18 protein-coding genes, 1 tRNA gene and 1 other RNA gene are annotated in these 22,092 nt (G+C 42.7%); 3 read left to right on the plus strand and 17 right to left on the minus strand.

The window, feature by feature from the left end; translation table 11 throughout:
* The 12 genes from ACTNC0_RS01315 to ACTNC0_RS01370 form a co-directional block, all read right to left on the minus strand.
* Positions 1-300 (minus strand): L7Ae/L30e/S12e/Gadd45 family ribosomal protein, encoded by a 300-nt coding sequence (locus ACTNC0_RS01315; protein ID WP_118508557.1) that lies wholly within the window; start codon positions 298-300, stop codon positions 1-3.
* Positions 290-565, minus strand: a complete 276-nt coding sequence (gene rnpM / locus ACTNC0_RS01320; RefSeq protein ID WP_117676292.1) for an RNase P modulator RnpM — start codon at positions 563-565, stop codon at positions 290-292. The genes ACTNC0_RS01315 and rnpM overlap by 11 nt, the downstream gene beginning before the upstream one ends.
* Entirely contained in the window at positions 549-1,754 is a 1,206-nt protein-coding gene (nusA, locus tag ACTNC0_RS01325) for a transcription termination factor NusA (protein ID WP_441086035.1), read from the minus strand. Before nusA ends, rnpM begins: the two co-directional genes overlap by 17 nt.
* Before the next feature lie 24 nt (positions 1,755-1,778).
* Positions 1,779-2,243: a ribosome maturation factor RimP gene (rimP, locus tag ACTNC0_RS01330; protein ID WP_441086036.1), complete on the minus strand. Its 465-nt coding sequence runs from the start codon at positions 2,241-2,243 to the stop codon at positions 1,779-1,781.
* Between the two features lie 231 nt (positions 2,244-2,474).
* Positions 2,475-4,721 carry a DNA gyrase/topoisomerase IV subunit A gene (locus tag ACTNC0_RS01335; protein WP_441086037.1) on the minus strand — a complete coding sequence of 749 codons (2,247 nt, stop codon included), beginning with the start codon at positions 4,719-4,721 and terminating at the stop codon, positions 2,475-2,477.
* 124 nt (positions 4,722-4,845) lie between these two features.
* A complete protein-coding gene (locus ACTNC0_RS01340; RefSeq protein ID WP_441086038.1) occupies positions 4,846-6,771 on the minus strand; it encodes a DNA gyrase/topoisomerase IV subunit B in 1,926 nt (641 codons plus the stop codon).
* 203 nt (positions 6,772-6,974) lie between these two features.
* A tRNA-Glu gene (locus ACTNC0_RS01345) sits at positions 6,975-7,046 on the minus strand.
* 163 nt (positions 7,047-7,209) lie between these two features.
* Positions 7,210-9,384, minus strand: coding sequence for an RNA degradosome polyphosphate kinase (locus tag ACTNC0_RS01350; RefSeq protein ID WP_441086039.1), 2,175 nt, complete (start codon positions 9,382-9,384; stop codon positions 7,210-7,212).
* Positions 9,385-9,396: 12 nt separating this feature from the next.
* Positions 9,397-10,935 carry a Ppx/GppA phosphatase family protein gene (locus ACTNC0_RS01355; RefSeq protein WP_441086040.1) on the minus strand — a complete coding sequence of 513 codons (1,539 nt, stop codon included), beginning with the start codon at positions 10,933-10,935 and terminating at the stop codon, positions 9,397-9,399.
* 155 nt (positions 10,936-11,090) lie between these two features.
* Positions 11,091-12,398, minus strand: a complete 1,308-nt coding sequence (locus tag ACTNC0_RS01360) for an ATP-binding protein (RefSeq protein WP_441086041.1) — start codon at positions 12,396-12,398, stop codon at positions 11,091-11,093.
* 148 nt (positions 12,399-12,546) lie between these two features.
* A complete protein-coding gene (gene pheA, locus ACTNC0_RS01365; protein WP_441086042.1) occupies positions 12,547-13,677 on the minus strand; it encodes a prephenate dehydratase in 1,131 nt (376 codons plus the stop codon).
* Complete coding sequence (locus ACTNC0_RS01370; RefSeq protein WP_441086043.1) at positions 13,674-14,993, minus strand: bifunctional folylpolyglutamate synthase/dihydrofolate synthase; 1,320 nt, start codon at positions 14,991-14,993, stop codon at positions 13,674-13,676. Before ACTNC0_RS01370 ends, pheA begins: the two co-directional genes overlap by 4 nt.
* A 293-nt stretch (positions 14,994-15,286) precedes the next feature.
* Between ACTNC0_RS01370 and ACTNC0_RS01375 the strand changes: the two genes are divergently transcribed.
* From ACTNC0_RS01375 to ACTNC0_RS01385, 3 genes are all read left to right on the plus strand, one after another.
* Positions 15,287-15,673 carry a putative ABC transporter permease gene (locus ACTNC0_RS01375; protein WP_441086044.1) on the plus strand — a complete coding sequence of 129 codons (387 nt, stop codon included), beginning with the start codon at positions 15,287-15,289 and terminating at the stop codon, positions 15,671-15,673.
* 79 nt (positions 15,674-15,752) lie between these two features.
* Positions 15,753-16,676 (plus strand): aspartate carbamoyltransferase, encoded by a 924-nt coding sequence (gene pyrB, locus ACTNC0_RS01380; RefSeq protein WP_117676302.1) that lies wholly within the window; start codon positions 15,753-15,755, stop codon positions 16,674-16,676.
* Positions 16,670-17,107 (plus strand): aspartate carbamoyltransferase regulatory subunit, encoded by a 438-nt coding sequence (locus ACTNC0_RS01385; protein WP_117676303.1) that lies wholly within the window; start codon positions 16,670-16,672, stop codon positions 17,105-17,107. Before pyrB ends, ACTNC0_RS01385 begins: the two co-directional genes overlap by 7 nt.
* A 186-nt stretch (positions 17,108-17,293) precedes the next feature.
* Here the strand turns inward: ACTNC0_RS01385 and rnpB are convergent.
* From rnpB to rpoD, 5 genes are all read right to left on the minus strand, one after another.
* An RNA gene (rnpB, locus tag ACTNC0_RS01390) (RNase P RNA component class A) lies at positions 17,294-17,644 on the minus strand.
* 46 nt (positions 17,645-17,690) lie between these two features.
* On the minus strand, positions 17,691-19,358 hold the full coding sequence (locus ACTNC0_RS01395; protein WP_441086045.1) for a nucleoside kinase: 1,668 nt from the start codon (positions 19,356-19,358) through the stop codon (positions 17,691-17,693).
* A gap of 119 nt (positions 19,359-19,477) precedes the next feature.
* Positions 19,478-20,260, minus strand: a complete 783-nt coding sequence (locus ACTNC0_RS01400; protein ID WP_441086046.1) for a Nif3-like dinuclear metal center hexameric protein — start codon at positions 20,258-20,260, stop codon at positions 19,478-19,480.
* Positions 20,247-20,954 carry a tRNA (adenine(22)-N(1))-methyltransferase gene (locus tag ACTNC0_RS01405; RefSeq protein WP_441086047.1) on the minus strand — a complete coding sequence of 236 codons (708 nt, stop codon included), beginning with the start codon at positions 20,952-20,954 and terminating at the stop codon, positions 20,247-20,249. Before ACTNC0_RS01405 ends, ACTNC0_RS01400 begins: the two co-directional genes overlap by 14 nt.
* A gap of 10 nt (positions 20,955-20,964) precedes the next feature.
* Complete coding sequence (rpoD, locus tag ACTNC0_RS01410) at positions 20,965-22,092, minus strand: RNA polymerase sigma factor RpoD (RefSeq protein WP_118137176.1); 1,128 nt, start codon at positions 22,090-22,092, stop codon at positions 20,965-20,967.

Consider the following 22,092-nt stretch of genomic DNA (forward strand, 5'->3'; position numbering starts at 1 on the left):
CTATACCTCCTTCATGATTGCTTTCGCAAAGTTCTCATCCTGAACAGCCAGACAGGCGCGGTACTCCTTTCCCATTGCTCTGCCTAAGCTCTCTTTATCTGAGAGGAAGTAAATCGGAACTTCATAAAAGCTGCACATGTTCCGGAATTTCTTCTTTGTATTTTCGGAGGCATCCTCAGCCACGATTACAAGCAGTCCTTTTCCTGTCTTGACAGATTTCTCTGTGGAAAATTCTCCGCTTACAGTCTTGCCTGCTTTGGTTGCCAGCCCTATCAGCGACAGTACTTTGTTATTTTTCAATATCTTCCAGCTCCTTCTTAAGTCGTTCGTATACCTCATCGGGAACTGCAGTTTTCAGAGATCTCTCAAGACCATGATTCTTGATTGCTTTGTCCAGACATTCTCTGGAAAAACACAGATACGCGCCTCTGCCGTTCTTCTTGCCGGTAGCGTCAAGCACAATCTCGTCTTCCGTAGTCTTAAGGACTCTGAGCATCTCTTTCTTGCTTTTCATTTCCCTGCAGCCGGTACACTGGCGCATGGGAATCTTATTCTTCGTCTTCATTCTCTCCTGCTTCCTGAGCCTGTGACTCTTCTTCTACAGGAACTTCCTCTGAAACTTCTTCTGCTTCGGTTTCTTCTGTCAGGGAATCTTCTGCTGATGCCTCTTCTGCATCTTCTGCAGTCTCGTCATCATCATAATCATAGAAATCACCGGCTTCTTTTGCCTGAGTCTCACTCTTGATGTCAATCTTAAATCCTGTAAGTCTTGCAGCAAGACGTGCATTCTGACCTTCTTTACCGATTGCAAGGGACAGCTGATAATCAGGAACAACTACCAGAGCTGTCTTCTCATCAGGATCTGCCATAACTGCGATAACCTTTGCAGGGCTCAATGCATTCTCGATCAGGATCGCAGGATTCTCATCCCAGTTGATAATATCAATCTTCTCACCGCGAAGTTCCTCAACTACTGCATTGACACGTGCACCATTCATACCTACGCATGCACCAACTGCATCTACATCCGGATCGTTGCTCCATACAGCGATCTTTGTACGGGAACCAGCCTCACGTGCGATGCTCTTGATCTCAACAGTTCCGTCTTTTACTTCTGCTACTTCTGATTCAAAGAGACGTTTCACAAGTCCCGGATGAGTTCTGGATACCAGAATACGAGGTCCCTTCGGGGTATCCTTGACTTCAAGAATATACACCTTAATTCTCTCTGTCGGCTGGAAGGTTTCCCCTTTCACCTGTTCATTCTCACTTAATACTGCATCTGCCTTACCAAGATTGATGCTTACATTCTTGCCCATCACACGCTGTACAATACCGGTTACTACTTCTTTCTCTTTTCCATAGTATTCATCATACAGCACTTTACGTTCTTCCTCGCGGATTTTCTGCAGGATAACGTTCTTTGCATTCTGTGTCGCAATACGTCCGAATTCCTTAGACTGGATTGGAACCTGTATCATGCCTCCGATCTCAGCTCTTGATGTGATCTTCAAAGCATCTGCCAGAGAAATCTCCATTGCAGGATCCTCTACGTATTCTACGATACTTCTGTCTGCATACACTGAAAAATCGCAGGTTTCCGGATCAATAGTTACATGTACATTGTCAGCTTTTCCAAAATGGTTCTTGCAGGCCTGGATCAGAGACTGCTCAATTGCCTCAAGCAGAGTATCTTTGCTGATACTCTTTTCCTTTTCAAGGATATCCAGTGCCTCCTTTAACTCTCTGCTCATTTTTTTCTTATCCTCCCGAATTAACTAAAACTCTATTGCGAGGCGTATCAGAGCTGTGTCTTTCTTATCAAAAACACGCTCGGTTCCATCCTCATCGATTGTCACACTGTTACTATCATATGCGGTCAAAATCCCGCAGAACTCTTTTTGCTTCTCGATTGGCCGGTAGGTACGGATTTCCACCAGTTTTCCCATGTTTCTCTCAAAGTCTTTGTCTTTCTTCAGCGGTCTGTCCAGTCCCGGTGAACTGATCTCCATAATATAACTGTCTTCGATAAAATCATTCTCATCCAGTTTGTCACTGAATGCTCTGCTGACTATCTCGCAGTCATTTACCGTAATTCCACCTGGTTTGTCAATGTATCCTCTCAGATACCAGTTACCTGCTTCCTTCACATATTCTACATCAACCAGTTCAAAGCCGTTAAGTTCTACGATCGGTGCCAGAAGTTCCTCTGCGCGCTTTTCATACTCTTCCCGTCTGCTCATTTTCCCACCTGCCTTTCTATGCAACAAATAAGAGTGGGCTCACGCCCACTCCTATGTCTGCAAGTTCTAATTTAGGTGTATTGTAACACCAATGTCAAAGAATTGCAAGGCTTTTCCCGTAAAAACCTTGTGATTTACCGCATTTGCCAATTTTTTAGGCTGTAAATAACAGTTTTTCAGGCACATTTAAGTATGTCCAAAAACATTTTCCACATGATTCACCGAAATATACTATACACGCGGTTTCACTCCCTTACTGTCTCGCTTGGAAAGTTTCACTTTGTTGAGTACATAAGGTTTATCATGATAGGTAATGGTGTATTCCTGACGGCTCTCTAAAAGATATGCATAAACAAGCTTATCTCCTTCCGCAAGTTTCATTCCTCGCACACCAATCGATGTTTTCTTCATAGAAGAAACATCCTGTTTCTGGAATCTCAGGAAATATCCACCCTCACTCTGAAGGACTATCTGTTCCATTTCATCCGCCGCTCCTACAAAGATCAGCGTATCATCTTCTGCCAGTTTAGTAGACACGATTGTTCTCTTTGACGCTTCAAACTCAGCACCGTTGACCAGCTTACACATAGAAGACGCAGTAACAAACAACAGCGTATTTTCTTTTACAGCCGCCAGCGGTGCTACATAAATCATTCGCTCCTGCGCGCTGTCATAATTACTCAGGTTATCTGCCGGTGTGCCTTTATCTCTGAAACGTACCAGCGGAATATCAGCTACTTTAATACTGTGCATCTTTCCACTGTCTGTAAAGATACAGATTTTATCCGTATTCATACAATTAAATACGTACTTATTCTCAGCATTGGCGGCCTCTTTATTTCTCTCATAAGCAGATTTATCAATAATTCGCATATATCCAAAACGGTCCATCAGGAATGTAACTTCCATCTCTTCCATCTTCTTCTCTTCGTATACGACTTCCTCTGCATTCTCTATTACTGTACGGCGTTTTGTTCCATATTCTTTCTTGATCTTATCCAGATCTTTCATAATCACATCCGCCATAGAATCATAATTATTCAGAATGTCCTCATATAATGCGATATTCTTCATTGTTTCTGCATAATCTGCCTGAAGTGCTTCAATTTCCAGACCGATCAGTTTATACAGACGCATATCCAGGATTGCTGCTGCCTGCTTTTCTGAGAACAGAAGCTTCTGCGCAGCTTTCTCGCTTGCTTTGCTCTTAAACTTGATTCCCTCTGTCACGCCGTCAACCAGGCATTTCTTTACCTGCTCACGATTCTTGCTTCCCCGCAGGATTTCAATAATCAGGTCGATCACATCGCAAGCCTTAATCAGACCTTCCTGAATTTCTTTTTTCTCCTGCTCTTTGTTAAGAAGTGTGGTATACTTTCTGGTCGTGACATCAAACACGAAATCAACATGATACTCGATCACCTGTTTCAGACTCAGTGTCTCCGGTCTGCCGTCTGCTACCGCAAGCATATTTACGCCAAAAGTGTCTTCCAGCTTGGTCTTCTTGTAAAGCATATTTGTAAGATTCTCTACATCTGCATCACGCTTTAAATCAAGAACGATTCGTATTCCTTCTTTAGAAGACTGATTAGAAATATCTACAATATCGGTTGTCTTCTTATTCTCTACAAGAGAAGCAATATCATTCAGGAATTTTCCGATATTTGCGCCAATCATAGTATATGGAATTTCAGTGATCACCAGCTGCTGTCTGCCACCTTTAAGCTTCACTGTTTCTACTTTACCTCTGACGCGGAGCTTTCCAGTTCCTGTCTCATAGATTTTAAGCAGGTCATCCTTATTTACTACCAGACCGCCAGTCGGGAAATCAGGTCCTTTGAGATAACGCATCAGACCTTTTACGCTGATGTCATTATTCTTCATATATGCTTTTACAGCATCTGCCACTTCCCCCAGATTATGAGGAGGGATACTGGTTGCCATACCGACTGCGATTCCATCCGCACCATTTACAAGCAGGTTAGGGATTCTCACCGGAAGTACCACCGGTTCCTTCTCCGTCTCATCAAAGTTCGGCATGAAATCAACCACATTCTTATCCAGATCTTCAAGAAATACATCCTGTGTCAGTTTCTCAAGTCTGGCTTCTGTATATCGCATAGCCGCTGCACCGTCGCCCTCGATAGAACCAAAATTTCCATGTCCGTCGACCAGCGTCTTACCTTTCTTAAAATCCTGTGCCATTACCACAAGTGCCTCATAGATGGAGCTGTCACCATGCGGGTGATATTTACCCATAGTATCACCTACGATACGGGCACATTTTCTGTATGGTCGATCATAACGGATTCCCAGTTCATACATATCATACAGTGTTCTTCTCTGTACCGGTTTCAATCCGTCACGCACATCCGGCAGGGCTCTGGAGATAATAACACTCATGGCGTAATCGATATAGGATTTCTGCATGACCTCCGCATAATCGGTAGGGATTACATTCTCCTGTTTTGTTTCCATTTATTTCATTCCTCCGTTCAGATACACACCGGCATATCTGTTTATTTATTTACCAAAATCCAGTACATTATTTCAAAAAGGCAATGTACCAGTAACTATTCGATTTGCAATCAATTTCCGGATATCAGATATCCAGTTCCGCATCTTGTGCATGCTCATAGATAAATTTCTTTCTCGGCGGGACATCGCTTCCCATCAGAATCTCAGTCACACTGGATGCCAGTCTCGCATCCTCGATCTCCACACGTTTCATCATTCTTGTCTCCGGATTCAGAGTCGTCTCCCAGAGCTGCTCTGCATCCATTTCTCCAAGACCTTTATATCTCTGTAAGGTAAAGCTTCCCGGTTTATGAGCACGTCTGTACTTCTCCAGCGCCTTATCATCATACAAATATTCTTCCTGTCCCTTCTTCGGCATAACCTTATATAGTGGCGGCATGGCAATATATACATGTCCCTCAGTGATCAGATCCGGCATAAATCGATAGAACAATGTAAGGAGCAGTGTGGAAATATGCGCACCATCCACATCGGCATCGGCCATGATAACGATCTTATCATAGCGAAGCTTCGTAATATCAAAATCATTTCCATATCCTTCGGAGAATCCACATCCAAACGCATTAATCATCGTCTTGATTTCCGCGTTGGCAAGTACTTTATCAATCGTTGCCTTCTCAACGTTCAGAATCTTACCTCTGATCGGCAGAATTGCCTGATAGTTACGGTTACGCGCAGTTTTGGCAGAGCCACCCGCAGAATCTCCCTCTACGATAAAAATCTCACACTGGGAGGGATCTTTCTTCTCGCAGTTTGCCAGCTTCCCATTCGAGTCAAAAGAATATTTCTGTTTCGTCAGAAGATTAGTCTTTGCTCTCTCCTCTGTTTTACGAATCTTAGCCGCTTTTTCCGCACAGGAAAGAATTGTCTTAAGAGTCTCCAGATTTCGGTCAAAGTAGAGTACCATCTGTTCTCCGACTACCTTACCTGTAGCACGGGATGCATCCTGATTATCCAGCTTCGTCTTTGTCTGTCCCTCAAATCGAGGTTCCGGATGTTTGATAGATACAACCGCTGTCATACCATTACGGATATCAGCACCGGTAAAATTCGGATCTTTATCCTTAAGAATACCGATTTCTCTGGCGTAAGTATTCATTACTGTCGTAAATGTGGTCTTAAATCCGGTCAGATGTGTACCGCCTTCTGCATTATAAATATTGTTGCAGAAGCCCAACACGTTCTCGCGGAATTCGTTGGTAAACTGAAATGCTACTTCTACCTGGATACCTTCAGCCTCGCCTTTCAGATAAACCGGATCATGCAGAACCTCTGCACTATGATTCAGATCTTTGATAAATCCAATGATTCCATCCGGCTCATGATAGGTGATATCTTCTACTTCCGCGCCTCTTTTATCTTCAAAATGAATCGTCAGCTCCGGGTTAAGATATGCAGTCTCATGAAGTCTGCTCTTTACCTCAGTTGCTGAAAACCTGGTCTTTTCAAAAATTTCCGGATCCGGAAGGAAATTAATGCTGGTTCCCGTCTGTCTGGTCTTGCCCAGTTTCGGCAGAAGTCCTTCTTCCAGCTCGAGTGTCGGGATTCCTCTTTCATAATGATCATGATGTACATATCCGTCACGGCTGATCTTGATATCAAGATATGTAGACAGCGCATTGACAACTGAAGAACCAACTCCATGAAGTCCTCCGCTTGTTTTGTAAGCAGAGTTATCAAATTTACCGCCTGCATGAAGAGTTGTAAATACAAGCCTCTCTGCCGACACTCCCTTCTCATGCATATCCACCGGGATTCCTCGTCCATTATCCGTAACTGTACAGGAGCCGTCCTTTTCCAGCACTACATGGATCAGGCTGCAATATCCTGCCAGATGTTCATCTACTGCATTATCTACGATCTCATAGATCAGATGGTTAAGTCCCTTTCGTGAAACACTTCCGATGTACATTCCGGGACGCTTACGAACCGCCTCAAGGCCCTCAAGGACAGAGATACTCCCTGCATCATAGGTGTTTTTCTTTGCCATGTCTGTTACATTTCCTTTCTATCTATAATCTTTACATACTATTACAAACGTTTGTTCTGTATTATAAATGAATTATTTTCATTTTTCAAGTATGCTGCTCAAATATATTTTGTCAAAATCTGTGAGTATCCGAATAAAATCCGAAAAAAAATGACCAGAACCGAAATTCTGATCATTTTTCCTAAGTTCTCACTATTTAGTAGCAGCCAGTACGGGAATCGAACCCGTGTTTTCGCCGTGAGAGGGCGACGTCTTAACCCCTTGACCAACTGGCCATTTGTTTCGTGTCAACTATCTGTTCCCCGTCGACTAGTTTAATATACACCATCTTTTTCTAAAATGCAAGTACTTTTTTAAAAAAATTTCAATTTTTTTATTTTTCTCGAATTTTTCCTGCAAAAAAGCCCATAAAGACGGGCTTTTTTGCAGGAATATTTTTTAATCCTCTATATCTTCCGCAGGCTCTGCCGGAATAAACACTCTGGATTTCTTTGCTTCATGTTTATGAAGTGCCGCTTTCTCTGTCGCCTCCATACAGAATTCCATCTGGGAATTGATCTGCACCTTGCCTCGCTTATCCTGTTTCGTATAAGTACCGTCCGGCTGTAACAGATGTGCCTTTACATTGTCCCTGAATTCAAGGTCAAGCACATGCTCCAGCTCTTTCTTAATTTTCTCATCTTCCACCGGGAACACAATCTCTACACGTCGGTCGAGGTTACGCGGCATCCAGTCCGCACTTCCCATATAAATTTCAGGATTTCCGCCATTCTCAAAATAGAAAATACGGCTGTGTTCCAGAAATTCTCCGACAATAGAGCGGACCTGAATATTTTCACTGACTCCCGGTATTCCAACTTTAAGACAGCAAATGCCTCTGACAAGAAGCTCCACCTGTACTCCACAAGAAGATGCATAATAAAGTCCAGCCATGATCTTCGGATCGCAAAGAGAGTTCATTTTAGCCCGGATATGCGCCGTCAATCCCTTCTTCGCATTCTCTGCTTCTCTCTCGATCAGACTCAGGAATCGGTCTTTCATCCAGATCGGAGCTACAATCAGCTTATTCCAGCATTTCGGCTCGGAATATCCGGAAAGCATGTTAAATACAGCAGTTGCATCCTCCCCAAAGCGCTCATCGCAGGTAAAAATACCGCAGTCTGTATAAAGTTTGGCAGTAGAATCATTATAGTTTCCTGTTGCCAGATGTACATAACGTCTGATTCCTGTCTCTTCTCTGCGTACTACCAATGTAATCTTGCTGTGTGTCTTAAGACCTACCAGACCATAGATTACATGACAGCCCGCCTTTTCCAGCTTCTTCGCCCATACGATATTGTTCTCTTCATCAAAACGTGCCTTTAATTCCACAAGTACAGAAACCTGTTTTCCATTCTCTGCCGCCTGCGCAAGTGCGGCAATGATCGGAGAATTTCCACTGACACGGTACAAAGTCTGCTTAATAGCCAGAACATCAGGATCTTTTGCCGCCTGTCGTACGAAATTTACAACAGGATCAAAGCTCATATAAGGATGGTGCAGAAACACATCTCCCTCACGTATCACCTGAAAAATGTCTTTGTCATTCTGAAATTCCGGTACAGGCGCCGGCTGATATCTCGGTGTTTTGTAAGTATCAAAACCTTCCGCTCCATATACTTTCATAAGCATGGTAAGATCCAGCGGTCCATTGATTTCAAAAATATCTGCTTCTTTAATATCAAATTCCATTTTCAGAATCTTAAGCAGACGTTCATCCATCTTATCTTCCACTTCAAGCCGAATAACTTCTCCCCACTGGCGTTTCTTTAGCTGGCGCTGGATTTCCACAAGAAGATCCTCTGCCTCATCCTCATCAATGGAAAGGTCCGCATTACGCATAATACGGTACGGATGCGCGCATACTACATCATAGCTCAAAAACAGCTTATCAATATTTCTCTCAATAATTTCTTCCAGAAGAATTACCATAGTATCTCCATCCTTTTTCGACGGGATCTGGACCACTCTCGGAAGCACTGACGGCACCTGGACTGTCGCAAAAAGGAGTTCTCCCTCCTCAGCTTTGTCCTTCCTGCTAAGTTTATCCTCTTTATCTTTCTTTGAAATCAGCGCACCAATATTCAAAGTCTTATTTCTGATCAGTGGGAATGGTCTGGAAGAGTCCATTGCCATAGGCGTCAGCACCGGATATACATTATCTTCAAAGTAACGATCCACAAAAGCTTTCTGTTCTTCTGTAAGATCTTCATGCGCAACAACCAGATGCATTCCTGCTTTCTCAAGCGCCGGGAGCAGTGAGCGGTTCAGTGTATTATACTGCACATGTACCAGTTCATGAGTGCGTGCACTGATTTCTTTCAACTGTTCTTTCGCAGTCATTCCTGCAATATCTGTCTTATGATACCCTGCGTGCACCTGATCTTTCAGAGATGCCACACGTACCATAAAGAACTCATCCAGATTGGATGCGGTGATACTTAAGAATTTCAGCCTGTCAAATAAAGGAAGATTCTTATCTCTTGCTTCACTCAGAACACGCTCGTCAAATTTCAGCCAGCTCAGCTCACGGTTTACGAAATATTCTTTCTTTTCAAACTTTCCAAGATCCATAGTAATCCTCCTTTACGCCCTTCCCTTACGTCTGAGAACCAGACGGATACCAAATACTTCTTCAAAAAATGCAACTTTATCCTTTAATAGTCCCAGCTCAAGAGAAATATCCTGACTGGAATCCACGATCATCTGTAATTCTCTGTCCTTGAGTACAGTCTTGATTCCTTTTACCTTCTGATAATGACTTCTGTCCATGGCATTGGCCAGACGAAGGATTGCCGTCATCTTCGCAATCTTGATATAGCCTTCTCTGTCGATAGCCATTCCCATATTCTGGATTTCATCATAATATGCAAAAGCTGACGTATTATATCGCACTGCACATGCGATCATCTGCCGTTCCAACGAAGAAAGACCGATAATATCTGTGGACATTATGATCTGATAAGAACACCCGGAGACATTTCCCATACTGATATATTTGCCACAGTCATGAAGCAGCGCCGCTATCTGTAGCAACAGGCGTTCTCTCGCCCCCATACCATGAACCTTCTTCATACTGTCAAAAATATTCAGACACAGATTCATAGTCCCCTGGATATGGTTCTTACTGCTGGAATACCTCTTTGCAATATTCTTTGAGGTAACCAGAATATCATTCTCAAAGTTATGGACACTCTTGATAAATTTATTCTTCTCTGCAAAATCATAAGCAATTCCGTCTAAAAGCGAAACTCCCGGTGCCCAGAGCGATTCCGCATTAAAAATATCAATAAAGTTCTTGCAGACAACCATTGTAGGAACAACAAGAGAGGCATACTCCGGATCGATTTCCATCTCCTGAGCCAGCAGATCAACAGATTTTCCCACCGTATCTTCATAGCGCTTCATAAACTCTTCCCGCGTGATGATCTTATCTTCCATCTCCTCCTGAAAGATCATATCTGTGATAAAATCTCCCATAAGAATCACATTCTTAATGTCTTTATCCTTAAGATATAGTCTCTGGAAGTTTGTAAGGTCATTGCGGATAAATTCTTCTACCAGCTTATCATAGTGAATCGTAGATTTCTCCAGTTCCTGCAGACGCTGTCTTATTCTCAAACTTCCCATCTTCAGCCCCTGGGTCGTAACAAGCGCATCCTTATCAAAAAGAGAAACCTGCAGACTGCCGCCGCCTACATCCAGAATTGCTGTTCCTTTCTGGATCATCTTTTTGAAGCCTTTTTCAATCGCAGCAATTGATTTATATCCCAGGAAATGCTGTTCTGCACTGCTTAAGATTTCTATTTTCATACCTGTACGCTGATAGATCTGTTCAATGATAATCAGTGGATTAGCAAGTTCCCTGAACGCACTGGTTCCGCAGGCACGATATTCATCTACGCCAAAATCCTGCATCAGACGTTTAAAATCATTTAGCACTTCGCATAAAACATTCAGCATTTCCGAATCAATCTTTCCCCCGGAATAAACCCCTTTTCCAAGTTCCAGACTGTATCTGACATCATTCAGTTCCCGAAATCCGATTCGCTTTGACATCTCAAAAATTTTCATGCTTACTTCATAAGACCCGATGTCAATAGCTGCAAAGGTCATAACTGCCATATGTATTCCCCCTTTATTATATAAGTTTAATCACATGACTCACTGCACATCGCAACTGATATCTGTAAAATCGTATACCCCAAATTTCACTCAGTTTCATAACTTTTTTCTTACTCCCGTACTTAACAGGCAACAGAATAGTTATCAAATATTTTTTACTCCTCAATTTTTCCCAACAGATGATCAATAAACTGCTGTGCAGTTCTTCCTGTAAGACCGCCATGGGAAAGTTCCCACTTATTTGCTTCCAGAAGCAGTTCATCCTCCGGCATGGTAATTCCGTTCCTTTGCGCAAGCGCTTTGACGATCGTCTGGAATTCTTTCTTGCTTGGCGCACCATAATAGATACGAACACCAAAACGATATACAAGAGAAAGTTTCTCCTGTACTGTATCGGAGGAATGCAGATCGTCGTCATCCATGATTTCCAGCTTATCACTGGATTTTTCCCTTACCAGATGTCTTCTGTTACTTGTTGCGTAGATCAGAATATTATCCGGTTTCTTCTCCAGACCACCTTCAATGACTGCTTTCAGATATTTATACTCAATCTCAAATTCCTCAAAGGAAAGGTCATCCATATAAATGATAAATTTATAATTTCTGTTTTTGATCTGTGCGATCACATCGTTTAGATCCTGGAACTGATGCTTGTACACCTCAATAATTCGAAGTCCCTCATCATAATAACGGTTCAGGATTCCTTTGATACTTGAAGATTTACCTGTACCCGCATCACCAAACAGCAGACAGTTGTTTGCTTTTCTGCCTCTTACAAAGGCTTCTGTATTCTCAATAAGTTTCTGTTTCGGAATTTCATAGCCTACCAAATCTTCCAGTTTCACATGAGCGATTCTTGTAATCGGCTGAATCTCTACATTATCATTCTCATCATGTCCTACACGAAACGCCTTATGTAATCCCAGTTTTCCTACACCGAAGTCTTTATAAAACTGTACCATATCTTTCATAAATTCTTCTGTTGTTTCTGCTGCTGCCAGTGTTTTGCTCAGATCACAGATACGGTCTCTGATGCGGGAATTAAACATCTTACTGTTACTTCCGGTATTTGTGTAATCCTTCAGAATCTTACAGCATGAAATTCTAAAAGCCTCATCCAATACTGTCAGGTCAAAGTCGTATAATTCTTTAAATACACAAAAATCATTCAGAGCCAGTTCATTAATACTTCCGTTCACAGCCCCTCTGATCTCGCAGGCTGTACTGAAAGCATTTTCATTATTTACCAGAAGAAATGTCAGATAACAGTGCCACAGATTTCCTGAAAAGCCATAAGAGCCAGCCATTTCTACAAGCCCGTTGGCACACTCGAAAAACATTCCTTCCTTATCTTTCAGATCCGGCGCTTTCTGTTCCCAGGCGTTCATCAGTTCTGCCATCTTATCAAGAATTTCACCATGTTCAAAGTTACGATATAAAATACATTCATTTAATCTAGCCATTATTGTTACTTCCTTTTATTTCATCATTTATGCATTTTGTCATTCTGCCGCAAGTAAGTCCCTATACACTGCTTATTGCTTTTCACAATTGAAACAGGGGACTTCCTTGCTTTGGTTAAACCCGGTATATTGTTTGCAAAATAATATACTAATAATTTCCCAGAATTCTCATTCTGTCAGCTTCCGCCTCGATTCCTCTCAGTGCATTCTTCACCGCACTGTCCTTTAAATTACCCTCGAAATCCACAAAGAATCTGTACTGCCAGTTCTTGCCTGTGATCGGGCGTGATTCAATCTTGGTCATATTCAGACCGTTATAGATGATATGAGACAGCATATTATAAAGTGTTCCGCTCTCATGAGGCAGTTCAAAGAAAATGCTGATCTTATGCGCATCTTTCACATAAATCGGCTTCTTACTCACAATCACAAAACGTGTGGCATTCTGTCCGTTATAGCAGATATTCTCAGCTAGGATTTTCAGCCCGTAAAGCTCTCCTGCCTGTCTGCTGGCAATCGCTGCCTGTGTCTTGTCATTATCCTCTTTGACTCTCTTGGCAGATCCGGCTGTATTTTCCATTTCTTTCTTCTTCCAACCCGGATGAGCTTCCAGATATTTTCCGCACTGGGCAAGTGCCTGAGGATGAGAACATACCTGTTTAATATCATCAAGCTCTGCATCCGGCATTCCCAAAAGCACATGCTCCGGACGGATAACCTGCTCACCTACGATACTCAGATCATATTCTGCAAGAAGATCATAGATATCTGCTACGATTCCTGCTGTTGTGTTTTCAATAGGAAGAACCGCGTAATCCGCTTTTCCCTCTACTACCTTCTCCATAGCATCTCGCCATGTCTTGACATGGAAACTCTTAATATCATCATGGAAATATTCTCTCATGGCAGCATAGCTGTATGCACCTTCTACCCCCTGAAAAACAACCGTCACATCATTTAATGAAAGCTTGTCTACCATTTCCAGTTTCTCATCATCTTCAACTCCATGTTCTGTCAGAAGCTGATACTGTCTCTTACGACTGATCGCCATAATCTGCTGAAAAAGCTCCTGGGCACCAAGCTGGTTAAATTCTCCATGCGCCTTTCCTCTCAGAGTTTCTAGCTTCTGCCTCTCACGTTCCGGATCCAGAACTTTTTTTCCTGTACGGATCTTATATTCAGCGACATCTTCAGCTACCTTCATTCGCTGTTCAAAAAGACGAATGATCTCGCTGTCAATCTTGTCTATTTCGTCTCTGCATTCCTGTAAATTTATCATTCTTTGTTATTCCTTTTTACTTTTTTGAAATTTTTATGTTCTTCCACAATATCCGTCATTTTCCCGATAAAGGAAAGAGAACCAAACGCAATGATCACATCTTCTTCTCTGGCAAGTTCAAAAGCTTTCTCTACCGCATCTGCGATCGTATGCATTGCCTGGACATTCGAATTATATTCGTTGACAGCCTCCGCCAGTTCTTCTGCCGGCAATGCCCTTACATTATCCGGAGTCTGTATTGTAAGAATCTGATCTGCGAAATGTGCTGTCTTTTCGATCACACTTCTATAATCCTTATCCGCAAAAACTCCCATAATATAAATCAGTCGTTTTCCTTTGAAATAGTGTTCTATCGAAGCAGCCATCATATCCGCAGCAGCCGGATTATGGGCTCCATCTACCACAAATAATGGTTTCTTACAGATCACTGTGAACCTTCCGTTCCAGTTTACTGTCTTAAGCCCCTCTATCCGTTGCTTAACAGTAGTCGGAAAGCCCAGATTATTCAACACCTTCAAAGCATTCAGGGCAACTACTGTATTTTCTTTCTGATAAACACCTGCCAGTGGAATCTCGTAATCCTCTCCACAATATTGTATCGTCTGTCCTAGGCAGCTCTCCTGAATCACCTGAGCATCAGAAGCATCTGCCACTGTACACTCTGCATTATGAGTCTTACAGATTTCCCGGATTACCCGCATTGCCTCCGGTTTCTGCATAGCAGTCACCACATGACATCCATCTTTGATAATGCCAGCTTTCTTTTCTGCAATTTGTGACAGGGTATTTCCAAGGAAAGACATATGATCCATACTGATTGATACAAGTACTGCCAGTAATGTATTCTTAATGATATTTGTGGCGTCCAGATTTCCGCCCATTCCGACTTCCAGCAAAACGAGATCACAATTCTCGTTTTTGAAAAACAGAAATGCCACAGCAGTCTCTATCTCAAATGCTGTGGGATGAGGATAGCCATCTTTTGTCATGGCTGTGATGGCATCTGCCACCTGTGTGATATATTCTGCAAAACTTTCTCTGCTGATTCTGCTGCCCGTGACTTCCATCCGGCCTCTGTAAGAATACAAAGTTGGTGAAACATACCTTCCGATACAATAGCCTGCTTCAGACAACGTAGAATATAAAAAGGCAATAACAGAGCCTTTTCCATTCGTACCGGCCACATGAACATATTTAAGATCGTCCTGAGGATTTCCCAGACGTTTCATCAATTCCCGCATATGATCAAGTCCCAGTACACTCGGGATTTCTCTTGTAATTTTATCTATATAATCCCGACTCTCCTGATAATTCATAATATACTCCTCTTATTTCTATGAGTTACACGTATTATTTTCTTCGAACCATTTCCGAATATATTCCCGATATGAGCATTTTCTCAATATGAATATTTACTCCGTTCACGGTTACCTTTCATACAATACGACAAACGCCTCAGTCTTTTAATGTGATAACGTGTTTTCATTATATCCTACACGTATGTTTTTTTCAAGGCAGGCAATACTAGAAACAGTTAAAATTTATTCTGTTAACATTCTGTTTGTTACTGTTCACAGAATAATCAATAATCTTAATTGGGAGGTTACTTATGAAAAAAGCATTTCTTTTCTGCGGCCTGACCGGCTGGTGTATGGAAGTTCTCTGGACAGGTCTGCATTCTGTCCTTTCAGGAGAACTGACTATGACCGGAAAAACCTCTCTTTTAATGTTCCCCATTTACGGCTGCGCAGCCATCATCCGCCCACTTTCCGAAAAATTTTCCACATTTCCTTCTTTTGTGCGTGGCTGCATCTACACAGTCGGGATTTTCTTTGTAGAATTCATCAGCGGCTCATTCTTACGTCATTTCCATATGTGTCCATGGAACTATGCTGACGCCCCTTTAAACTACAAAGAGCTGATTCGTCTGGACTACGCTCCGCTCTGGTTTGGAGTCGGACTCCTTTTTGAAAAAATACTCCAAAAACTCTCTTGAAAAAAGCACCTGATTATTATATGATGTTAGGAAGGATTATGTAACTGATTCCTGAACCAACAAAATATGGAGGTATGAAATGAGACACTTAATGAGTCCGCTGGACCTGTCTGTTGACGAGCTGAATACTCTTCTTGACCTGGCCAGTGATATTGAGAAACACCCTGATAAATACGCACATGTCTGTGACGACAAGAGACTTGCAACTTTATTCTATGAACCAAGCACCCGTACCCGTCTCAGCTTTGAAGCTGCTATGATGAATCTCGGCGGTAAAGTCCTTGGTTTTTCATCAGCTGATTCCAGTTCCGCTGCCAAAGGCGAAAGTGTTGCTGATACTATTCGTGTCGTATCCTGTTACGCAGATATCTGTGCTATGCGTCACCCAAAAGAGGGCGCTCCGCTAGTTGCTTCTATGGCTTCTTCCATTCCTGTTATCAACGCCGGTGACGGTGGTCATCAACATCCTACTCAGACATTAACTGATTTACTTACCATTCGTTCCTTAAAAGGACGCTTAGACAATTTAACAATCGGTCTGTGCGGTGACCTGAAATTCGGACGTACTGTTCATTCTCTGATTGAGGCACTTGTACGCTATACCAACGTAAAATTCGTACTGATTTCACCGGAAGAACTTCGCATTCCAAGCTATATCCGCGAAGATGTTCTGAAAAAGAATAATATTGAATTCCAGGAAGTTGAAAGACTTGAAGATGCCTTACCGGAACTTGACATTCTGTACATGACACGAGTTCAGAAGGAACGTTTCTTCAACGAAGAAGACTACGTACGCATGAAAGATTTCTATATTCTGGACAAGCAGAAAATGGAACTTGCAAAAGAAGATATGTACATTCTCCATCCACTTCCACGTGTAAACGAAATTGCAACAGAAGTAGATGCAGACCCGAGAGCAGCATATTTCAAACAGGCACAGTACGGTGTATATGTACGTATGGCCCTGATTCTCACATTACTGGAGGTAAAATTACCATGTTAAATGTTGGAGCACTTCGCGAAGGTTATGTATTAGACCATATCAAAGCCGGTAAAGCCATGACGATCTATCATGATCTGAAGCTTGATAAACTTGACTGCACAGTTGCGATCATCAAGAACGCACGCAGTAACAAAATGGGAAAGAAAGACATCATTAAGGTAGAATGCCCGATTGAGAATCTTGATCTGGATATTCTCGGTTTCATTGACCATAATATCACTGTAAACATCATCAAAGATGAAAAAATCGTAGCAAAGAAAGATCTGAAACTTCCGAAACAGGTTGTTAACGTGATCAAATGCAAGAATCCTCGCTGCATTACCTCTATCGAGCAGGGGCTTGATCAGATTTTTGTTCTTGCAGACAAAGAGAAAGAAGTTTACAGATGTAAATATTGTGAAGAGAAATACACAGGTAAACGCAACAAATAATTTTGTTAATACCTCTTATTAATCATTACATAGCCGGAAGCTCCAGGTTTCCGGCTATCTTTTTACTCTCATAAAAGAAACCGTTCACACATGTCCGCAATCAGAAAAGCTCCCGTTGCCTATGTAACTATGCTGTACAGACAACGAGAGCCTCTTATTTTTATTTCTTCTATTATATACACCTTATACGCAATCAGACCGATAAGCCGGGTTATGTCATTGAGTGATCATCTGTCTAGGCCTTACGTTGCCATAAGGCTCGAGCGACCCACCTGAAAGCACGACGGGCAGCCGTATCGCTTTCTATTCGGTCTTGCTTCGAATGGAGTTTACATGTGCCCGGCCTGTTACCAGGACGGCGGTAGTCTCTTACACTACCTTTCCACCCTTACCCCAACAAGTGAGGCGGTTTATTTCTGTTGCACTGGTCTGGGAGTCACCTCCACCGGACGTTATCCGGCATCCTGCCCTGCGAAGCCCGGACTTTCCTCGTCTGAACCCTTTCGTCTGTTCAGCCGCGATCACCTGGCCTGGTTGCGCAAGTGCTATTCTAGCACGTTTTTTTTCACTTGTAAACAATTATTTACACATTAAAACAGCTTCCGCCAATGAACTCTCTCAGAATAGAATTATGTGGCACTGCCTCACTCGGCACCGGAACAAAATATTCAAAGAATTTCAATAACCGCTTTGCTTCGATATATTCCGGCTCACTTTTATCAATTCCAAACAGCAACGGCTCTGCATAAACTTTCAGACATGCCAGTTCATAGATCAGCGCAGAATTAAACATTGCATCTGCCTCTTCCTGGAACGGGAAAATATTCTGTTCCTCTCCCCTTCGCACAGACGACCATCTCGCGATTGTCTCTTTCGCAGAACTTCCTCTGGTACGCGCATCCCTTACAATTCTACGGATCAGGCGTCCGTCTGTGGTCGGAATCCGATTGTGTTCATCAATATTCAACTGTGTCAGTGCACTGATATAAATCTTAAATTTGCTCTCCTTTGGCAGAGCATAACTAAGTTTATCATTCAATCCATGAATTCCCTCGATTACCAGAACATCATCCTTCTCCAGCTGCAGGAAATCGCCTTTATACTCTCTTGTACCTGTCTTAAAATTAAATACCGGCATTTCCACACGTTTTCCATCCAGAAGTGCAAGCATATCTTCATTAAATTTCTCTACATCAATTGCTTCCAGACATTCGAAATTCTTTTCGCCAAACTCATCTACCGGTGTGAGATGACGATCTACAAAATAATTATCCACAGCAATAGGATGTGGTTTCATTCCATGTGCCGCAAGCTGAATAGACAATCTGTGAGAAAATGTAGTCTTGCCCGATGAAGACGGTCCCGCAATCATTACAAATTTCTTATTTCTCTCAGAAGCAATTCCGGCAGCGATTTCTGAAATTTTTGCTTCCTGCATCGCCTCCTGAATCAGTAGAATATCCTGAATGCCACCTCTGGTGACCTTTTCATTCAGTTCTCCGACCGTTGCAATATCCAGCTTATCCCACCACTCCTGAGACTCCTTCTGTACATGAAAAATTTTTTCACGAGGCTTAAATTCCGGCACTTTATCCGGTTCTTTCTGTGTTGGAAGCTGAAGAACAAATCCACCCTCATACAAAAACAGGTCAAATGTTTTGATAAATCCAGTATGATTTGCCATAAAGCCATAGAAATAATCTTCAAAGCTCTCAATACTGTAAAGATTTACCTTAGATCCTCTGCGGTAATTAAACAGCAGTTCCTTGTCATACATATGATGTTTGTGAAAAAGCGCAACTGCCTCACTGGTGCTCACACTTCTCTTCACAATCGGGAGATTCGCATCTACAATTTTATGCATCTGTGCCTTTACCCGGTCTATAAAATCCTGGGTCAGTTCCATAGGACCTTTCATTGTAAAATAATATCCATCTCCAATAGAATAATGGATCACTACTTTGTCAATATTCTCCTGACCGGCTACATCATAAATCGCTTTCAGCAAGATCATAATCGCACTTCTGCAATAGGTTTTATGACCGATCGGATCCTTTGTCGTCACAAACTGAATCTCACAGTCTGATTTCAGATGTTTATGAAGTTCTCTCAGTCTCCCATCTGCCATTACCAGAATCACCGGTGCTTCTGTAGTACCTTCATATTCTTTCACAATATCCCCATAGGAAATCCCTTCCGGATACTGTTTTGTCTCTCCCTGTATCGTAACATTATACATTTTCTGTTCCATAAAACCTGCCTCCATTTCCAATATACTGACAAGGCAGCCATCCAACATCTATACCAGACAGCCGTCTGACTGCTCGACAAGTTAAGATTATTAACAGTTACTGTAGGCAAAAGCCCGTATCACAAAATCGTGTACGGGCTCTTCACTTTCGCGCAGGAAATCTTCAGATTCGGAAATGCCTGCGTCAGCTCTTTCTTCATTGCATCCATAAAAACATACTCAGTTCCGTAGTGTCCGGCATCAATCAATGCCATTCCCTGCGCAACGGTATCAATTCCTGTATGATGATCGATATCACCGGTCACGTACACATCCGCACCTGCCCTGATGGCATCCTGGATCATGCTTTTACCTGATCCTGTACAGACGGCTGCACGTTTTACTTTTCCGTCCAGATCTCCGTAAACTTTTATATCATTTAATTTCAGAGATTCTTTGACAAGTTTCGCATACTCCCTCAGAGTCATCTCCTGAGGAAGTTCACCGACTCTTCCGAATCCCTGTGTCTCACCATTTCTCTCTTCCGTTACAGAAAGTACTTCTGCATCGTGCATCTTTGTATATTCAGCGCTCAAGTCAGCCATACCCAGCACATCATAATTCGTATGCATCGCATAATAGACAATGCCTTTCTGAATCAGCGTAATGAGCTTTCTCCCGGTAAAACTGTGATTATTGATCTTCTTAATCCCGGAAAAAATCATCGGATGATGGGTAATGATCATGTCTGCCCCATTCTCTATCGCCTCTGCCAGCGTCTCCTCTGTCAGATCCAGCGCCAGGAACACATGACTGATCTCATTTGTGTCGTCTCCTGTGAGAAGTCCTACATTGTCCCAGTCCTCGGCTACATCTGCAGGATATTTTTTCTCAAGCCAGGAGATCAGTTCATATGCTTTCATATTCTTTCAAAGCAGCAATAATAGCCTGCCTTTCCTCCTCTACCTCACCAGCCCGTTTCTGAGCATTTGGTGCATTTTTTAATTTCTCAAGAATTTCATCGCGGATTCGAAGCTCTCTGTCCAGATATTCCTTCAGAACCGGATGTTTTCGTTCAAGGAGAAGTCCGCCAAACCACTCTTCTAAAGTATAAGGCATATCCGGAAGAATATTCTCCTTTTCTCCATGAATCACTTTCATCATGGGATAAAATTTGCCATCTTCCCGAACCAGTTCTTCCTCCACGATCTGCCATCCGATTTCTCTGATAAACCTGCGAAAATGTGGAATATCTGACTGTGGCTGCAAAATCATTTCCTTAAAACTCTCTCTGGCTTCTTTTCCATCAGTAAGAATCCTCTCCATCAGAGGGCCGCCCATTCCTGCAATCACAAGAGTGTCACCCTCCCCCGGTTTCAAAGCCTCAAGTCCATCGGAAAGTCTGGTTTCTATGTACGCATTCAGTCCATACTGCGAAATATGCTCCTGCGCTCTTGACAATGGTCCTTTTCTTACGTCCATTGCAATCGCATTTGGAATCTTTCCATCCAGGTAAAGAGCTACAGGCAGATATCCATGATCGCATCCCACATCTGCGAGTCTGTTTCCCCTGGTCACCAGGCCTGCTATCGCAGACAAACGTAATGAAAGCTGCATAACAGGCTCCTTAGTCCAGATAATCTTTCAGCTTGCGGCTGCGGCTCGGATGACGAAGCTTACGGAGAGCCTTTGCCTCAATCTGACGGATACGTTCTCTTGTTACATTAAATTCCTTACCAACTTCCTCCAGTGTTCTGGCACGTCCGTCATCCAGGCCGAAACGCAGACGTAATACTTTCTGCTCTCTGTCTGTCAGTGTGCTCAGTACTTCTACCAGCTGCTCTTTCAGAAGTGTAAATGCTGCTGCATCTGCCGGTACCGGCACATTATCATCCTGAATGAAATCTCCAAGATGGCTGTCCTCTTCCTCACCGATAGGTGTCTCCAGAGATACCGGCTCCTGAGAAATTTTCAGAATCTCACGTACACGGTCTACAGACATATCCATCTCTGCCGCGATCTCTTCCGGCGTAGGTTCACGTCCAAGTTCCTGCAGTAACTGACGGGAAACGCGGATCAGCTTATTAATTGTCTCAACCATATGCACCGGAATACGGATGGTACGTGCCTGGTCTGCAATCGCTCTTGTGATTGCCTGACGGATCCACCATGTCGCATAGGTACTGAATTTATAACCTTTACGATAATCAAATTTCTCAACCGCTTTGATAAGGCCAAGGTTTCCTTCCTGGATCAGATCAAGGAAAAGCATTCCACGTCCTACATATCTCTTCGCAATACTGACAACAAGACGAAGGTTTGCCTCTGCCAGACGTTTCTTGGCAGCTTCATCACCCTTCTCCATTCTCTTGGCAAGTTCAATCTCTTCCTCAGCAGAAAGAAGCGGAACTTTACCGATTTCTTTCAGATACATACGAACCGGATCCTCAATGCTTACACCTTCCGGAACAGAAAGATCGATCTTATCAAGCTCAATCTCTTCCTCATCCAGTTTATCGATGTCTGCATCGTCATCATCCAGAATCATATCATCTGCGTTGCCATCTGTAATTCTAAGCACATCCACTCCACTGGCTTCAAGAAAGTCAAATACTTTCTCCATCTGCTCAACTCCCAGTGGCTGGTCTTTAAAGAAGTCATTGATCTCCTGGTATTCCAGTACATTCTTTTTCTTCTTGGCAAGCTCCAGAAGTTCTACCAGTTTTTCACTGAATTTACCCATATTCATTTCCAT

It is taken from the genome of Blautia sp. HCP3S3_B11, from assembly GCF_052064435.1.
GTDB lineage: Bacteria > Bacillota > Clostridia > Lachnospirales > Lachnospiraceae > Blautia_A.

Bases quoted from the DNA above. Each gene is read 5' to 3' on its own strand.
- rnpM (WP_117676292.1), bottom strand. From the start codon at position 565: ATGAAGACGAAGAATAAGATTCCCATGCGCCAGTGTACCGGCTGCAGG.
- nusA (WP_441086035.1), bottom strand. From the start codon at position 1,754: ATGAGCAGAGAGTTAAAGGAGGCACTGGATATCCTTGAAAAGGAAAAG.
- rimP (WP_441086036.1), bottom strand. From the start codon at position 2,243: ATGAGCAGACGGGAAGAGTATGAAAAGCGCGCAGAGGAACTTCTGGCA.
- ACTNC0_RS01335 (WP_441086037.1), bottom strand. From the start codon at position 4,721: ATGGAAACAAAACAGGAGAATGTAATCCCTACCGATTATGCGGAGGTC.
- ACTNC0_RS01340 (WP_441086038.1), bottom strand. From the start codon at position 6,771: ATGGCAAAGAAAAACACCTATGATGCAGGGAGTATCTCTGTCCTTGAG.
- ACTNC0_RS01350 (WP_441086039.1), bottom strand. From the start codon at position 9,384: ATGGATCTTGGAAAGTTTGAAAAGAAAGAATATTTCGTAAACCGTGAG.
- ACTNC0_RS01355 (WP_441086040.1), bottom strand. From the start codon at position 10,935: ATGGCAGTTATGACCTTTGCAGCTATTGACATCGGGTCTTATGAAGTA.
- ACTNC0_RS01360 (WP_441086041.1), bottom strand. From the start codon at position 12,398: ATGGCTAGATTAAATGAATGTATTTTATATCGTAACTTTGAACATGGT.
- pheA (WP_441086042.1), bottom strand. From the start codon at position 13,677: ATGATAAATTTACAGGAATGCAGAGACGAAATAGACAAGATTGACAGC.
- ACTNC0_RS01370 (WP_441086043.1), bottom strand. From the start codon at position 14,993: ATGAATTATCAGGAGAGTCGGGATTATATAGATAAAATTACAAGAGAA.
- ACTNC0_RS01375 (WP_441086044.1), top strand. From the start codon at position 15,287: ATGAAAAAAGCATTTCTTTTCTGCGGCCTGACCGGCTGGTGTATGGAA.
- pyrB (WP_117676302.1), top strand. From the start codon at position 15,753: ATGAGACACTTAATGAGTCCGCTGGACCTGTCTGTTGACGAGCTGAAT.
- ACTNC0_RS01385 (WP_117676303.1), top strand. From the start codon at position 16,670: ATGTTAAATGTTGGAGCACTTCGCGAAGGTTATGTATTAGACCATATC.
- ACTNC0_RS01395 (WP_441086045.1), bottom strand. From the start codon at position 19,358: ATGGAACAGAAAATGTATAATGTTACGATACAGGGAGAGACAAAACAG.
- ACTNC0_RS01400 (WP_441086046.1), bottom strand. From the start codon at position 20,260: ATGAAAGCATATGAACTGATCTCCTGGCTTGAGAAAAAATATCCTGCA.
- ACTNC0_RS01405 (WP_441086047.1), bottom strand. From the start codon at position 20,954: ATGCAGCTTTCATTACGTTTGTCTGCGATAGCAGGCCTGGTGACCAGG.
- rpoD (WP_118137176.1), bottom strand. From the start codon at position 22,092: ATGGAAATGAATATGGGTAAATTCAGTGAAAAACTGGTAGAACTTCTG.